Origin of the sequence: Pantoea dispersa (genome assembly GCF_019890955.1) — a bacterium.
In the GTDB taxonomy this organism is placed as follows: domain Bacteria; phylum Pseudomonadota; class Gammaproteobacteria; order Enterobacterales; family Enterobacteriaceae; genus Pantoea; species Pantoea dispersa.
On sequence record NZ_CP082346.1, the window covers coordinates 2738430 to 2752341 of the forward strand.

Annotated in this window: 14 protein-coding genes and 1 riboswitch; of the genes, 3 read left to right on the plus strand and 11 right to left on the minus strand. The window is 60.6% G+C overall.

Features of this window, described 5'->3' with window-relative positions; translation table 11 throughout:
• Positions 1-56 precede the first annotated feature (56 nt).
• The 6 genes from K7H94_RS12760 to moaA all read right to left on the minus strand — a co-directional run bounded on the left by K7H94_RS12760 (position 57) and on the right by moaA (position 3934).
• Positions 57-1151 (minus strand): DUF1615 domain-containing protein, encoded by a 1095-nt coding sequence (locus K7H94_RS12760; protein ID WP_021508490.1) that lies wholly within the window; start codon positions 1149-1151, stop codon positions 57-59.
• Positions 1152-1233: 82 nt separating this feature from the next.
• A complete protein-coding gene (moaE, locus tag K7H94_RS12765; protein ID WP_021508491.1) occupies positions 1234-1686 on the minus strand; it encodes a molybdopterin synthase catalytic subunit MoaE in 453 nt (150 codons plus the stop codon).
• A gap of 2 nt (positions 1687-1688) precedes the next feature.
• A complete protein-coding gene (gene moaD / locus K7H94_RS12770) occupies positions 1689-1934 on the minus strand; it encodes a molybdopterin synthase sulfur carrier subunit (RefSeq protein ID WP_058757846.1) in 246 nt (81 codons plus the stop codon).
• Positions 1927-2412 carry a cyclic pyranopterin monophosphate synthase MoaC gene (moaC, locus tag K7H94_RS12775; protein ID WP_058757847.1) on the minus strand — a complete coding sequence of 162 codons (486 nt, stop codon included), beginning with the start codon at positions 2410-2412 and terminating at the stop codon, positions 1927-1929. The genes moaD and moaC overlap by 8 nt, the downstream gene beginning before the upstream one ends.
• Before the next feature lie 2 nt (positions 2413-2414).
• On the minus strand, positions 2415-2930 hold the full coding sequence (gene moaB, locus K7H94_RS12780) for a molybdenum cofactor biosynthesis protein B (RefSeq protein ID WP_021508494.1): 516 nt from the start codon (positions 2928-2930) through the stop codon (positions 2415-2417).
• 17 nt (positions 2931-2947) lie between these two features.
• On the minus strand, positions 2948-3934 hold the full coding sequence (moaA, locus tag K7H94_RS12785; RefSeq protein WP_222951150.1) for a GTP 3',8-cyclase MoaA: 987 nt from the start codon (positions 3932-3934) through the stop codon (positions 2948-2950).
• Positions 3923-4059, minus strand: a riboswitch (molybdenum cofactor riboswitch). It overlaps the preceding gene by 12 nt.
• A gap of 194 nt (positions 4060-4253) precedes the next feature.
• Here moaA and K7H94_RS12790 point away from each other — a divergent pair.
• Positions 4254-5156: a gluconeogenesis factor YvcK family protein gene (locus K7H94_RS12790; protein WP_021508496.1), complete on the plus strand. Its 903-nt coding sequence runs from the start codon at positions 4254-4256 to the stop codon at positions 5154-5156.
• A gap of 30 nt (positions 5157-5186) precedes the next feature.
• Here K7H94_RS12790 and uvrB read toward each other — a convergent pair whose 3' ends face one another.
• Positions 5187-7208 (minus strand): excinuclease ABC subunit UvrB, encoded by a 2022-nt coding sequence (uvrB, locus tag K7H94_RS12795; protein ID WP_021508497.1) that lies wholly within the window; start codon positions 7206-7208, stop codon positions 5187-5189.
• 918 nt (positions 7209-8126) lie between these two features.
• Between uvrB and K7H94_RS12800 the strand changes: the two genes are divergently transcribed.
• A complete protein-coding gene (locus tag K7H94_RS12800; RefSeq protein WP_021508499.1) occupies positions 8127-8843 on the plus strand; it encodes an ABC transporter ATP-binding protein in 717 nt (238 codons plus the stop codon).
• 42 nt (positions 8844-8885) lie between these two features.
• Here K7H94_RS12800 and bioD read toward each other — a convergent pair whose 3' ends face one another.
• Genes bioD through bioB form a run of 4 tightly spaced genes read right to left on the minus strand, consistent with a single transcriptional unit; the run spans position 8886 to position 12473 of the window.
• Positions 8886-9557, minus strand: coding sequence for a dethiobiotin synthase (gene bioD, locus K7H94_RS12805; RefSeq protein ID WP_058775301.1), 672 nt, complete (start codon positions 9555-9557; stop codon positions 8886-8888).
• Positions 9554-10309, minus strand: a complete 756-nt coding sequence (gene bioC, locus K7H94_RS12810; RefSeq protein WP_222951151.1) for a malonyl-ACP O-methyltransferase BioC — start codon at positions 10307-10309, stop codon at positions 9554-9556. Before bioC ends, bioD begins: the two co-directional genes overlap by 4 nt.
• Complete coding sequence (gene bioF / locus K7H94_RS12815) at positions 10290-11441, minus strand: 8-amino-7-oxononanoate synthase (protein ID WP_222951152.1); 1152 nt, start codon at positions 11439-11441, stop codon at positions 10290-10292. The genes bioC and bioF overlap by 20 nt, the downstream gene beginning before the upstream one ends.
• Entirely contained in the window at positions 11442-12473 is a 1032-nt protein-coding gene (bioB, locus tag K7H94_RS12820; RefSeq protein ID WP_058757850.1) for a biotin synthase BioB, read from the minus strand.
• A gap of 87 nt (positions 12474-12560) precedes the next feature.
• On the opposite strand from bioB, the gene bioA reads away from it, so the two are divergent.
• Positions 12561-13853: an adenosylmethionine--8-amino-7-oxononanoate transaminase gene (gene bioA, locus K7H94_RS12825; protein WP_222951153.1), complete on the plus strand. Its 1293-nt coding sequence runs from the start codon at positions 12561-12563 to the stop codon at positions 13851-13853.
• Positions 13854-13912: the final 59 nt, after the last annotated feature.

Sequence of the window (13912 nt, forward strand, 5' to 3'; positions counted from 1 at the left end):
ATGCACCTCTTTAAAAGTTACTGATAACGTCAGTGTGAAGTGTACACCACCGATCGTCAACGGCGCGTCATACACTGCTGATATCGCCCGTCAACCCGCTGGGCAAACCACGCGGTGGTGAGATTACGGGTAATTTTCGGGCTCTCCAGCTTAATGCCCGGCAGCACTTCGCGCGGCAGACGTTTTCCCGCCATCTTATCGGCGAGGATAAAGGTCTGTTTCCATAGCGTACTGTCGCTGAAGCTTTCGCTGTCGCCCTTCTCCAGATCGCGGCGAATCTCACGTGTGCTCATGTCCAGCTGCTTCGCCAGCGTGCGCACCGCCAGTTCGGTGGCGCTCGCCTGTTCGCTGCCGTAGCGGATCAGGTCGCCGTCCAGCGCCAGTTTGATGCCGCTGGCACGCGCCACCGCAGCCTGGAACGCGGCGTTGCGGCTGGCGTACCAGCCGGCGTTGAAGTCAGCAAAGCGATACAGCGGCTGGCTGTAATCCACCGGATAACCCAGCAGGTGCAGCGTGCCGAAGTAGATACCGCCGCGCCGGCTAAACACTTCGCGCCGGATCGAACCGTCAATCGGGTATGGATAGCCCTGCGCATGCGCTTCGGCAAAGGCAATGCTGACCTGCATCGGCCCGCCGGTGTGGATTGGGTTGAGATTACCGAACAGCTTCTGCCCCATCGGCACCATATCGATAAAGTCATCGAAAATGGCGCTCAGCTCTTTCTCGCTGTGCACCTTATCGAGACGTGCCGCGTAGCTCTCGCCGTTGGAGGATTTGATCAGTAACGCGGTGCGCACCAGAAACGCCGGCACGTGCACGCTGGCGGCGCGGCGGTCAATTTCAGCCCAGGCGATTTTTGGCAGACCCGGCACGGTGGCATCGGCGCTGAAGTTAGATTCCTGATCGGTCACGGCGATCACCGCGCAAATGTTGCTGGCGCTGGCGTCGATGTGCTGCACGCGCAGCGCGGTATAGATGTCGTCGGCCCAGGCCGATTTTTGCGTCACATGGGCGGGCAGCAATTGCTGAATTTGCGCTTTCACGTCAGCGGGCTGGCGGGCCGGTAGCTGCGGCTCCTTTTTGGTGCTGCATCCGGCCAGCACCAGCGCAGCCAGCAGCGCTGCGCCGCGTAATATCGTGTTGGTGTTCATCCTGCTCCCTGATAAGCCAGCAAAAACCGTACCTTACCGTTTTCGTGGTCTGGCGGCTATCAGCGCGGGCGGATTTTGCGCGCTAGTTCCAGCGTTCAGCGGCCTGATGGTCGCTGTCGCGGGCATCGACCCAGCGATCGCCCTGCGCAGTGGCTTCGCGCTTCCAGAACGGCGCGCGGGTTTTCAGGTAATCCATAATAAATTCACTGGCGGCAAAGGCGCTGCCGCGATGGGCGCTGCTGACGCCAACAAACACGATCTCATCACCAGGGAACAGTTCGCCTACGCGATGAATCACCGTCACCTGCTGCAGTGCCCAGCGCTGACGCGCATCCGCCACAATCTCTGCCAGCGCTTTTTCCGTCATACCCGGATAGTGCTCCAGCGTTAACGCAGCCACGCTGTCGCCGAGATTGTGGTTGCGGACTTTGCCGGTGAAGGTGACGACCGCGCCGTCGCTGTCATGCGCCGCCAGCAGCGCATACTCGTCGCCAACGTTAAACGGCGCGCTGCCGACGCGAATTCGGGTTGTCATGCTCAGCCTCCGGTAACCGGCGGGAAGAACGCCACTTCATCACCGGCGCGCAGCGGATGGTTCATCGGCACCAGCGTCTGATTCACCGCCGCCAGCAGCTTGCCGGACTCCAGCGCCAGCGCCCAGCGATCGCTTTTCTGCGCCAGCGCAGCGCGCAGCGTGGCGACGTCAGCATACTCTGCCGCCAGATCCAGCGTGGCGGTGCCGGTCAGTTCGCGCACCTGGGCAAAAAACAGTACCTTAATCATGGCGCACCGCCTGGAAATCACCGGATTTACCACCGCTTTTGCTCAGCAGTCGCAGTTGGTCGATGACGATATCTTTCTGCACCGCTTTGCACATGTCGTAGATGGTCAGCGCCGCGACCGACGCGGCGGTCAGCGCTTCCATTTCCACGCCGGTTTTGCCGCTCAGGCGACAGCGCGAGGTAATGCGTACGCGGCTGTGCTCCGGCTCAGCCACCAGCGTCACCTCGACTTTGCTCAGCATCAGCGGATGGCACAGCGGAATCAGTTCCCAGGTGCGCTTCGCCGCCTGAATACCGGCAATGCGTGCGGTGGCGAAAACATCGCCTTTGTCATGGCTGCCGTCGAGGATCATTTGCAGCGTGGCCGGCTGCATTAACACCAGGGCTTCCGCCTGCGCTTCTCGCACGGTGTCAGTTTTGCCGGAGACGTCCACCATGTGGGCTTCGCCGGCCGCGTTGATATGGGTTAACGAGGACATGCTTATAACTTCTTCAAATGTGAGACAAAATTACACGGACGCGTACGCGCATCCAGCTGGGCTTCAATAATCCGCTCCCATGCACTGCGGCAGGCACCGGTTGAGCCCGGCACGGCAAACAGCAGCGTCTGGTTGGCCAGACCGGCCACCGCGCGTGATTGCAGCGTCGCGCTGCCGATCTCCTCGTAAGAGATCATGCGAAACAGTTCGCCAAAGCCGTCAATTTCACGATCCAGCAGCGGCAGCAGCGCTTCCGGCGTGCTGTTTTTACTGTTAAAGCCGGTACCGCCGTTAATCAGCACCACCTGCACATCTTCACTGGCGATCCAGCGCGACAGCGTGGCACGGATGCGATAACGGTTGTCCGGGACGATGGCGTGATCGACCACCTGATGCCCGGCTTCGGTCAGCGCCTCACGCAGATAGTCGCCGGAGCTGTCACTGCTGGCGTCGCGGCTGTCAGAGACGGTCATCACCGCCGCATTTAAGGCGACAAAATCGCCGGAAGGTTTACCCATGGCCGTAACTCCTGTGTTTAGCCACCAATGAAGGAGAGGTTCTGCGTGATGCCGGTATTGCCCTGATGCAGGAAATGCGTCTGCTTCTTCTGCCCGAGGCTGTGGGCGATGCGCGCCTGCAGCTCGGCCTGCTGATCGTCGGAGGCCAGCAGGTCGCGCAGCGGCACGCCGCCGTCGCCAAACAGGCACAGATGCAGGTTACCGATCGCCGATACGCGCAGGCGATTACAGCTGGCGCAGAAATCTTTTTCATACGGCATGATCAGGCCGACTTCCCCCTGATAATCCGGATGGCGGAACACCTGGGCCGGGCCATCACTGCGGCCGCGCGGCTGGCGCTGCCAGCCCTGCATGATCAGCTGATCGCGGATCACCTCGCCGGACACATGCTGACGGCGGAACAGATCGCCGCCCTCGCCGGTTTCCATCAGCTCGATAAAGCGCAGCTGAATCGGCCGGGTGCGGATCCACGCCAGAAAGGTCTCCAGACTGTGGCTGTTGACGTCGCGCATCAGCACGCTGTTGACTTTGACGGTGCTGAAACCGGCATCAAAGGCCGCATCAATCCCCGCCATGACTTCATGAAACTTGTTCTGCCCGGTAATGGCGTGAAACTGCCGTGCGTCGAGGCTGTCGACGCTGACATTGATATGGGTGAGGCCTGCCGCACGCCAGGCGCCGATGTCGCGCGACATGCGGTAGCCATTGGTGGTCATGGCGATCTGGCGGATTGCCGCGTTGTCGCGCACGGCGGCAATGATATCGGTGAAGTCGCGCCGCATCGAGGGTTCGCCGCCGGTCAGGCGCACTTTTTCGGTGCCCGCCGCCGCAAAGGCACGCGTCACGCGACGAATCTCATCCAGCGAGAGAAAACTTTTGTTGTGCACGCCGTTCGGCCGGTAGCCGTCGGGCAGGCAGTAGGTACAACGGAAGTTACACACATCCGTGACCGACAGGCGCAGATAATAAAAGCTGCGCGCATAGGCATCTGTAAATTGTGGCACCTGAACACCTTTCCAAAGTACGGGAGATGCAGTCATTTCTTTCTGCACCCTGGCAGCTCGCGGCTGCGGCCAGGCATCCATATCACACGACTTAGGAACGCAAGGCTTGGGAGTCTGTTGTCATTGTGGACAACACGGTTAAAGCAAATGGTAGCGCGATTTGACGCTCGCATCCATCGGCATTTATCGCTATATATATTGATACATAACGTTATTTCACCGCATTTTCGCGACAGGATACGGTAAAATGCGCGACAGATATTGATACACATCAGTTGAACGCCGTCTGCACCTCACGTGCGGCGTTTTAAGGAGCAGCATGAATCGTACCCTGGCAGATTTGGATCGCGTGGTGGCACTCGGCGGCGGCCACGGCCTTGGCCGCGTGATGTCGGCGCTGGCGCCACTGGGCTCACGCCTGACCGGCATCGTCACCACCACCGACAACGGCGGATCCACCGGCCGCATACGCCGTTCAGAAGGCGGCATTGCCTGGGGCGACATGCGCAACTGCATTAATCAGCTGATCACCGAACCCAGCGTGGCCTCTGCCATGTTCGAGTATCGCTTTACCGGCAACGGCGAACTGGCCGGGCATAATCTGGGCAATCTGATCCTGAAAGCGCTCGATCACCTCAGCGTGCGTCCGCTGGAAGCCATCAACATTATCCGCAACCTGCTGAAGGTGGATGCGTTTCTGATTCCGATGTCGGAGCAGCCGGTGGACCTGGTCGCGCAGGATAGCGAAGGCAATATGGTGTACGGTGAAACGGCGATTGACGAAATGAAGCAGGCGCCGGAAGAGCTGATGCTGCACCCTAATGTGGTGCCGACGCGTGAAGCGCTGGACGCCGTCGCCGAGGCCGATTTGATCCTGATTGGTCCCGGCAGCTTTTACACCAGCCTGATGCCGATTCTGCTGATGGAGGAGATGGCACGCGCGCTGCGCCGGACGCCCGCCACCATGGTGTTCATCGGTAATCTCGGGCGCGAACTGAGCCCGGCGGCGGCCAGCCTGACGGTCGCCGACAAGCTGGCGATGATGGAAAAAGCCATTGGCAAACGGGTGATTGACGCTGTAGTGGTCGGCCCGTCAGCAGACACGCGCGGCGTCACTGAGCGGTTGATCGTGCGCGAACCGCTGGAAGCCGCCGATATCCGCTATCGTCACGACCGCCAGCTGCTGCGCCGCGCGCTGGAGCATGCCATTCAGGCGGTTTAGCCGGCGCGCAACGCGACCGCCGGCTTCAGATTAAGAGGCGGCGATAAACAGTTCACGCAGCTCGTGCAGCTGGTCGCGCACCCGCGCGGCCTCTTCGAACTCCAGGTTCTGCGCGTGCTGCTGCATCTGCCCTTCCAGCTCGTGGATCTTCTTCTGCATGGCCTGTGGCGTGAGCGCCAGATAGCTGGCCTCAGCTTCGGCGGCAGTGCGTGAAGCCGTTTTACCTTTGCCGCGCGTTTTCACCACGTTTTTGCCCAGCTCAAGAATATCGGTGATTTTCTTGTTCAGGCCCTGCGGCACAATGCCCCGCTCTTCGTTATAGCGCTGCTGCTTCTCGCGGCGGCGCTCGGTCTCTTCCATCGCCCGCGCCATCGACGGCGTGATCTTATCCGCGTAGAGAATCGCTCTGCCGTTGACGTTACGCGCCGCGCGTCCGATGGTCTGAATCAGCGAGCGCTCAGAGCGCAGGAAGCCCTCTTTATCGGCGTCCAGAATCGCCACCAGCGACACTTCCGGCATATCCAGCCCTTCGCGCAGCAGGTTGATCCCCACCAGCACGTCAAACTCCCCGAGGCGCAGATCGCGAATGATCTCCATACGCTCAACGGTATCAATGTCTGAATGCAGATAGCGCACCTTCTCGCCGTGCTCTTCAAGATACTCGGTGAGGTCTTCGGCCATGCGCTTGGTCAGCGTGGTAACCAGCACGCGCTCGTTGATTTCGACGCGCTTGCGGATCTCCGACAGCAGATCGTCGACCTGGGTCGCCACCGGACGCACCTCAAGAATCGGATCGAGCAGACCGGTAGGCCGCACCACCTGATCGATGACGTCGCCGCCCGATTTCTCCAGCTCGTAGTTACCAGGCGTGGCCGAGACGTAAATGGTCTGCGGTGCCAGCGCTTCAAACTCTTCAAAGCGCAGCGGACGGTTATCCAGCGCCGACGGCAGGCGGAAACCGTACTCCACCAGCGTCTCTTTACGCGCGCGGTCACCGCGATACATGCCGCCAATCTGCGGAATAGTCACGTGGGATTCATCGACCACCAGCAGGCCATCCGCCGGCAGGTAATCAAACAGCGTCGGCGGCGGCTCACCCGGTCCGCGTCCGGAGAGATAGCGCGAATAGTTTTCAATGCCCGAGCAGTAGCCGAGTTCGTTCATCATTTCGAGGTCGAACTGGGTGCGCTGAGTGATGCGCTGCTCTTCCAGCAGTTTGTTGTTCTCCAGCAGCACTTTGCGCCGCACCGCCAGCTCATCCTTAATCTCTTCCATCGCCTGCAGAATACGCTCGCGCGGCGTGACGTAGTGCGTTTTCGGGTAGATGGTGAAACGCGGAATCACCGAGATCACCTGGCCGGTCAGCGGGTCGAACAGCGACAGGCGCTCAACCTCTTCATCAAACAGTTCAACGCGCAGACCAATGTCATCGGATTCCGCCGGGAAGATATCGATCACTTCGCCGCGCACGCGGAAGGTGCCGCGCTGGAAAACCTGATCGTTGCGGGTGTACTGCAGTTCGGCGAGGCGGCGCAGAATGCTGCGCTGGTCGATGATCATGCCGCGCGTCAGATGCAGCATCATTTTCAGGTAGAGATCGGGATCGCCCAGGCCGTAGATGGCAGAAACCGACGCCACCACAATCACGTCGCGGCGCTCCAGCATCGCTTTAGTGGCAGAGAGACGCATCTGCTCGATGTGCTCGTTTACCGCCGCATCTTTCTCGATGAAGGTATCCGAACTGGGCACGTAGGCTTCCGGCTGATAGTAGTCGTAGTAGGAGACGAAGAACTCGACGGCATTATCCGGAAAGAACTCTTTCATCTCGCCATACAGCTGTGCCGCCAGCGTTTTATTCGGTGCCATTACCATGGTCGGCCGGTTGAGATCGGCAATGACGTTGGCGATGGTAAAAGTTTTTCCTGAACCGGTAACCCCCAGCAGCGTCTGGTGCGCCAGTCCATCCTCCAGCCCTTCTTCAAGGCGACGAATCGCCTCAGGCTGATCGCCTGAAGGTTTGAAAGCGGAGTTGAGTTTAAAGGCTTTACTCATGGTATTACGGTTCCTGCTGAAGAAGTCGGCGGGCAGGCTGGTAATTCTACTCTGCTATGGCGATTTTGCCAGAAAAAAATACTGGATATAATTACAGATATGCTGCACGATGATGGGGAGATGCCGCGATTCGCTTCAGCGTAATTTATGCGGTAATCCGGAAGCGTTTGTTGCGCAAGGTTATCCCCAGACGAGCAACGCTTTTAACAATTGTCAATAGAGCGTCATTAAATTGCAGTCTGATGACAAGCCAGACAATTCTCAGGCTTGCTTTTAAATAACCTGCTGATTTAAAAGACTTTGACTCAAAAGCCCAGTTTCGCAGCATTATGTATGCAACCCGCGTATTTCCTCGCTTGCGCCCGGTTTTCAGTCGCTAATGCACAAGGTTATCCACAGGAATAGTGGATAACTGAATCCAGCCCCACGTCCATCGGCTGTGTATAATTTTCCCCTCGCTTATCCTGCCGTGCGAAAAAATTTTTTTTGCGATTATTTTTCCATCATCCCGTGCGGCTTTAACTATTCTTTTGGCGTACCCCATCGTGCCGTAACGGGAAAAAGCCCAGCGTTAAGGCCACTTATTTCTTCAGTCCCTGCCTTATGACAGCACAGATGCACCAGAAACGTTAAGCAGTCAGCACCGTCAAAGTGCAGGCGAGTTATTACTGTGGGCAATTGTTAAGCTTTTCTCATCAATTATGGCGAGTTTCGCTGCCTTTTACCCCGATTGAGGCTGCTTTGGCGGATCTGGCCTGGGAATTGCAGTGAATTAACGGTGGAGTGACGAGTCCATGCCGGCAGGATGAACAAGCGCCGCCGGCGACAGCAGTGTCCCAATAGCCATTGTGCATGACTGTATGCCAGACGACACAGAGCGGGAGCATTCAGGCGAATAATCTGGAAGGAGAATGTCAGATGCTGAGTTTACGTTCGGTGAATCAATTTTACGGTCAGAACCATATTTTATGGGATGTGGATCTCGATCTGCCGCCAGGCACCTGCACCGGCGTGCTGGGCAGCCCGGGGATGGGCAAAACCACGCTGGTGAACTGTATTATGGGTCGCCTGCCCATTAATAGTGGATCGATGACCTGGCAGGAAGACGGCGCGCCGCCGGAAAACCTGCTGCTGCAGCCTGCTGAGCAACGCGCGCGCATGGGCATCGGCTACGTACCACAGGGACGCCACATCTTTTCCCAGATGAGCGTGGAAGATAACCTGCTGATTGCGCTGATGGCGGCACAGGACGATCGCAGCCGCGCCATTCCCGAGATGGTATTCGATCTGTTTCCGGCGCTCTACTCGCTGCGTCATCAGCGCAGCGGCGAACTGCCGATGGATCAGCAGCAGCAGCTGGCCCTGGCGCGCGCGCTGGTGCTGCAGCCGAAACTATTGATCCTTGATGAACCCACCGAAGGCATGTCGCCGTGGCTGGAGGAGGAGATGGGGAATCTGATTCGCCGCCTGAACCGCGACTATGGCCTGACGATTCTGCTGCTGGAACAGCATGTGTCGTTCATTCGCCGCGTGGCGGACTATTTTCTGCTGCTGCATCGTGGCCGCAACGTGGCGCAGGGCAGCGTGGCACAACTGGATGATGTCACGGTGAGTAAGTGGTTAACGGCCACCTAGCGTCGGTAGCGTGCGGCGCAGAGTGCTGCGCCGCCGCGCCATTTACTGTGGCAGGGTAAGGTAACGGCCACAGTCGGCCTGCTGCGCCGCGCTGCTCAGCCACGGAATCTCACCGAGGAACGGGGCCGCAATGCGCTGTTGCAGCGTCGCCAGATATTCCGCATGTCGCTTACCCGGCGGCTGGATGTCATTGGCAATCCAGCCGGCGAGGCGCAACCCCCGCGCCTTCACCGCTTCCGCCGTCAGCATGGCGTGGTTGATGCAGCCGAGCTTCACGCCGACCACCAGAATCACCGGCAGTTGCTCGGCGGCGACCCAGTCGGCATAAGTTTGCGTCGCGGACAGCGGCGTGAACCAGCCGCCCGCGCCTTCCACCAGCACCCATTCAGCCTGCTGTTCCAGCGCGCGTAAGCCAGCGGAGAGCTGCGCAAATTCAATCGGTCTGCCCTCTTCCGCGCTGACGATATGCGGCGACGTCGGTTCGATGAACGCCAGCGGGTTCACCTGCTCATAGCTCAGCGCCAGGCTGCTGTAGCGCTGCAGCGCCAGCGCGTCGCTGTTGCGCACGCCGTCGGGCGTGACCTCGCAGCCGGAGGCCACCGGTTTATAGCCGGCAGTGCGTAATCCCGCAGCGCTGGCCGCCTGCAACAGAGCGCCGCTGGCGACTGTTTTGCCCACTTCGGTGTCAGTTCCGGTAATAAACCAGCGTGTCATTTTTGTAAAACTCCATACATCAGGTGATAACTGAGACGATAGCCGTGCGCATCATGCGGCCAGTGCTGCTCCAGCTGCGCCAGCTGCGGGCGCGTCAGCAGGGCCGCGTGTCGCCCATCGTGCAGGTGCGTCGCGCCGATGCCTTTCAGCGAGCGCATGGCGCTCAGCGCGCTGGGGAAATGCAGCGTGACGATCTCCGTCTGGCTGCGCAGCGGCAGGCCCACGGTCGCCAGGGCAAAGGCATCGCCGCTGAGGAAGCGATTGGCGTGACGCCGACCATCGATCTGCGCCCACGCCTGGTGCACCTCCTGCAGCGAGCCGTCGAGCAGCGTCGAGAACAGCACGCTGCCGCCCGGGCGCGTCACGCGCAGAAATTGCAGCAGCGCGGTGCGCAGATCGCTGCTCCACTGCACCGCCAGGTTGCTCCAGACGCCGTTGACGCTGTTATCCGCCAGCGGTAACTGGTCGATATCGCCCTGTAAATAGTCGTGCGCCGAGTGCTGTTCGCGTGCCGCCTGCAGCATCGCCGGTGACAGATCCAGCGCGCAGACCTGGCGACCGCGATCGCGCCAGTAGCGGCTGAACCAGCCGGTGCCGCAGCCGGCATCCAGCAGCTGCGGGCCAAATCCGGCCGGCGCCAGCGCCAGCAGCGCCTCGCCGCTCTGGCGCTGCAGCTGAGCATGCTGTTCGTAGTGCGCGGCCGCCCGGCCAAACGCCTGCGCCACCGCCTGTTTATTCACCTGCAGCGTCATACAGTGCCTCCAGCAACGCGTCGATATCTTCGGGATGATGCGCCGCGGTGAGCGTAATGCGCAGCCGCGCGGTACCCGGCGGCACCGTCGGTGGCCGGATCGCGCTCACCCAGCAACCGGCTTGCGCCAGCCGCTGCGCCAGCGCCAGCGCGGCGCGGTTTTCACCGACGATCAGCGGCTGAATGGCGCTGTCAGAGGCCATCAGCTGCCACGGCAACTGCGCCGCGCCCGCGCGAAAGCGGGCAATATTTTGCTGTAACCGCGCGCGCAACGCGTCGCCCTGCTGGATCTGCGCCAGCGCCGCCAGCAGCGCACAGCACTGCGCCGGCGGCATGGCGGTGGAATAGATTAAATGGCGCGAGAATTGCTCGACGTAATCTGCGGTAGCGTCATCACACAGCAGCGCGGCGCCGCTGACGCCAAAGCCTTTACCAAAAGTCACCACCAGCAGTTCCGGTTTCACCTGCTGCTGCCAGCAGCTGCCGCGCCCCTGCTCACCGGTGACGCCAATGCCGTGCGCATCGTCCACCAGCAGCCAGCCGCCCGCGCGCCGGGTTTCGGCGGCAAGTTCAGCCAGCGGCGCACTGTCGCCATCCATGCTGAATACGCCCTCGGTCACCACCAGCGTGCCGCCTTCCGCGCGCGTCGCCAGCAGTTTCGCCAGGCTGGCCGGCTGGTTGTGGGCAAAACGGCGCAGCGTTGCCGGACTGTGACTGGCGGCATCCAGCAGCGAGGCGTGCGTTAGTTTGTCAGCGATAATGCGATCCGACTTTTGCGCCAGCAGATGGATCACTGCCTGGTTGGCGGCAAAGCCGGAGATAAACAGCAGCGCGCGCGGGTAGCCGAGCCAGGACGCCAGCTGCTGCTCCAGCTGCGCATGGTGACGGCTGTAGCCGGTGACGTGGCCGGAAGCCCCGGCACCGACGCCCGCCTCGCGCACGCCCTGCTGCCAGGCAGCCATCACCGCCGGATGCTGGCTCAGGCCGAGGTAATCATTACTGGAGAAGTGGCGATAGCGCTGCCCGTCGAGGGTAATTTCACGCACGCTGTTGTGCTCAATGCGCCGCCGCTGCCGCCAGCCGTCGGCGGCACGCTGCGCCGTCAGCGCCTGCGCAATACGTTCAGACCACATTTACACGGCCGCGTTATAGAACTGCGCGCTGTCGGCGTGCAGCAACTGCTCGCTGAGCTGATGCTGCTGTTCGTTATCGCCCGCCGTCGTGGCGGTGTGCTCCGGATTCAGGCCCAGCTTGCGGAACAGGATCAGATCTTTGTCCTCTTCCGGGTTCGGCGTGGTCAGCAGCTTGCAGCCGTAGAAAATCGAGTTGGCACCCGCCATGAAGCACATCGCCTGGGTCTGTTCGCTCATCTGCTCGCGACCGGCCGACAGGCGCACGTGCGAGGTTGGCATCATGATGCGCGCCACGGCAATGGTGCGGATAAAGTCGAACGGCTCGACGTCATCGTTATCCGCCAGCGGCGTGCCTTTGACTTTCACCAGCATGTTAATCGGCACGCTCTCCGGCGGCGTGGGCAGGTTGGCCAGTTGCACCAGCAAACCGGCGCGGTCGTTGACCGTTTCGCCCAGCCCGACAATGCCGCCCGAGCACACTTTGATGCCGGCGTTGCGCACTTTATCCAGCGTATCAAGACGCTCCTGATAGGTACGGGTGGTGATGATGCTGCCGTAAAACTCCGGCGAAGTGTCAAGGTTATGGTTGTAAAAATCGAGCCCGGCGCTGGCCAGCCGCTGCGCCTGATCGTGGTCGAGCGTGCCCAGCGTCATGCAGGTTTCCATGCCCATGGCTTTCACGCCCTGCACCATCTGCTCCAGGTACGGCATGTCGCGCTCGTGCGGGTTTTTCCACGCCGCGCCCATGCAGAAGCGGCTGGAGCCGGCTGCTTTGGCCTTGCGCGCCGATTCCAGCACCGCTTCCACCTCCATCAGGCGCTCGGTTTCCAGCCCGGTTTTGTAACGCGCACTCTGCGGACAGTATTTACAGTCTTCCGGACAGGCGCCGGTTTTGATCGACAGCAGCGTGCTGACCTGCACCTGACGCGGGTCGAAGTGCTGGCGGTGCACCTGCTGTGCTTCAAACATCAGCTCGAGAAAAGGTTTATCAAATAGCGCCTGAGCCTGAGCCAGTGTCCAGCGATTAGCCATTGCTTACTCCAAAAAAGGGGGTTCATCCTGACGATTAACGTGGTTATACTTGTAAACTAAATCTTTTCAAAATGGTTTACAAGACAGATGTTCACACAGGACGACCTCCGCTTTGACCGCCAGCATATCTGGCATCCTTACACCTCAATGCGCGATCCGTTGCCGTGCTACCCGGTGGTGGCCGCGCACGGCTGCACGCTGCAGCTGGCCGATGGACGTGAGCTGGTCGACGGCATGTCGTCGTGGTGGGCAGCGATCCACGGCTATAACCATCCGCGCCTCAATCAGGCGTTGCAGCAGCAGATGGCGCAGATGTCACACGTGATGTTTGGCGGCATCACCCATCCGCCAGCCGTGGAGCTGAGCCGCCAGCTGATCGCCATGACGCCCGAGGCGCTGGAGTGCGTGTTCCTCGCCGATTCCGGCTCGATCGCCGTCGAAGTGTCGATGAAAATGGCGCTGCAGTACTGGCTGGGTCGCGGAGAGACGCGGCAGAAATTCCTCACGCTGCAGCGCGGTTATCACGGCGATACGTTTGCCGCCATGTCGGTCTGCGATCCGGAAAACTCCATGCACAGCCTGTGGCGCGGCTACCTGCCCGAGCATCTGTTCGCCCGCGCGCCGCAGTGTGGCTTTGACGATGACTGGGATGACAACGATATTGCCGATTTCGCCCGGCTGGCCGAACAGCACCATCGCAGCATTGCCGCGGTAATTCTGGAACCTATCGTGCAGGGTGCCGGCGGCATGCGCTTTTACCATCCACGCTATCTGCAACAGGTGCGGGTGCTGTGCGATCGCTACGGTTTATTGCTGATCGCCGATGAGATCGCCACCGGCTTCGGCCGCAGCGGCAAGCTGTTTGCCTGCGAGCACGCCGGCATCACGCCGGACATCTTGTGCCTCGGCAAGGCGCTGACCGGCGGCACCCTGACACTTTCCGCCACCCTGACCACGCGCGACGTCGCCGATACCATTAGCCGCAGCGCGGCAGGCTGCTTTATGCATGGTCCGACCTTTATGGGCAATCCGCTGGCCTGTGCGGTGGCGGTTGAAAGCCTGAAGCTGATCAACGAAGGGCACTGGCCGGCGCAGGTGGCGGCGATTGAGCAGCAGCTGCGTACGGAACTGCTGCCGCTGCGCGACCATCCGATGGTGGCGGATGCGCGCGTGCTGGGGGCGATTGGCGTGATTGAGACCCATCAGCCGGTGAACATGGCGGCGCTGCAGCAGTTCTTCGTGGAACGCGGCGTATGGATTCGCCCGTTCGGTAAGCTGATTTACCTGATGCCACCTTATCTGATTTCTGCCGCACAGCTGACGCAGCTGACGGCGGCGCTAAGCGCTGCACTGGCGGTGGACGGCCACTTTCAGCCCTGACACCGCTGGCACTCGCCGCCATTTTCCACCATCATGGAGAGCAGTACACAACAGGAAAG

What these genes read in the sequence shown, in the direction of transcription:
- K7H94_RS12760 (WP_021508490.1), bottom strand. Translation starts at nt 1,151, where the DNA reads ATGAACACCAACACGATATTACGCGGCGCAGCGCTGCTGGCTGCGCTG.
- moaE (WP_021508491.1), bottom strand. Translation starts at nt 1,686, where the DNA reads ATGACAACCCGAATTCGCGTCGGCAGCGCGCCGTTTAACGTTGGCGAC.
- moaD (WP_058757846.1), bottom strand. Translation starts at nt 1,934, where the DNA reads ATGATTAAGGTACTGTTTTTTGCCCAGGTGCGCGAACTGACCGGCACC.
- moaC (WP_058757847.1), bottom strand. Translation starts at nt 2,412, where the DNA reads ATGTCCTCGTTAACCCATATCAACGCGGCCGGCGAAGCCCACATGGTG.
- moaB (WP_021508494.1), bottom strand. Translation starts at nt 2,930, where the DNA reads ATGGGTAAACCTTCCGGCGATTTTGTCGCCTTAAATGCGGCGGTGATG.
- K7H94_RS12790 (WP_021508496.1), top strand. Translation starts at nt 4,254, where the DNA reads ATGAATCGTACCCTGGCAGATTTGGATCGCGTGGTGGCACTCGGCGGC.
- uvrB (WP_021508497.1), bottom strand. Translation starts at nt 7,208, where the DNA reads ATGAGTAAAGCCTTTAAACTCAACTCCGCTTTCAAACCTTCAGGCGAT.
- K7H94_RS12800 (WP_021508499.1), top strand. Translation starts at nt 8,127, where the DNA reads ATGCTGAGTTTACGTTCGGTGAATCAATTTTACGGTCAGAACCATATT.
- bioD (WP_058775301.1), bottom strand. Translation starts at nt 9,557, where the DNA reads ATGACACGCTGGTTTATTACCGGAACTGACACCGAAGTGGGCAAAACA.
- bioC (WP_222951151.1), bottom strand. Translation starts at nt 10,309, where the DNA reads ATGACGCTGCAGGTGAATAAACAGGCGGTGGCGCAGGCGTTTGGCCGG.
- bioF (WP_222951152.1), bottom strand. Translation starts at nt 11,441, where the DNA reads ATGTGGTCTGAACGTATTGCGCAGGCGCTGACGGCGCAGCGTGCCGCC.
- bioB (WP_058757850.1), bottom strand. Translation starts at nt 12,473, where the DNA reads ATGGCTAATCGCTGGACACTGGCTCAGGCTCAGGCGCTATTTGATAAA.
- bioA (WP_222951153.1), top strand. Translation starts at nt 12,561, where the DNA reads ATGTTCACACAGGACGACCTCCGCTTTGACCGCCAGCATATCTGGCAT.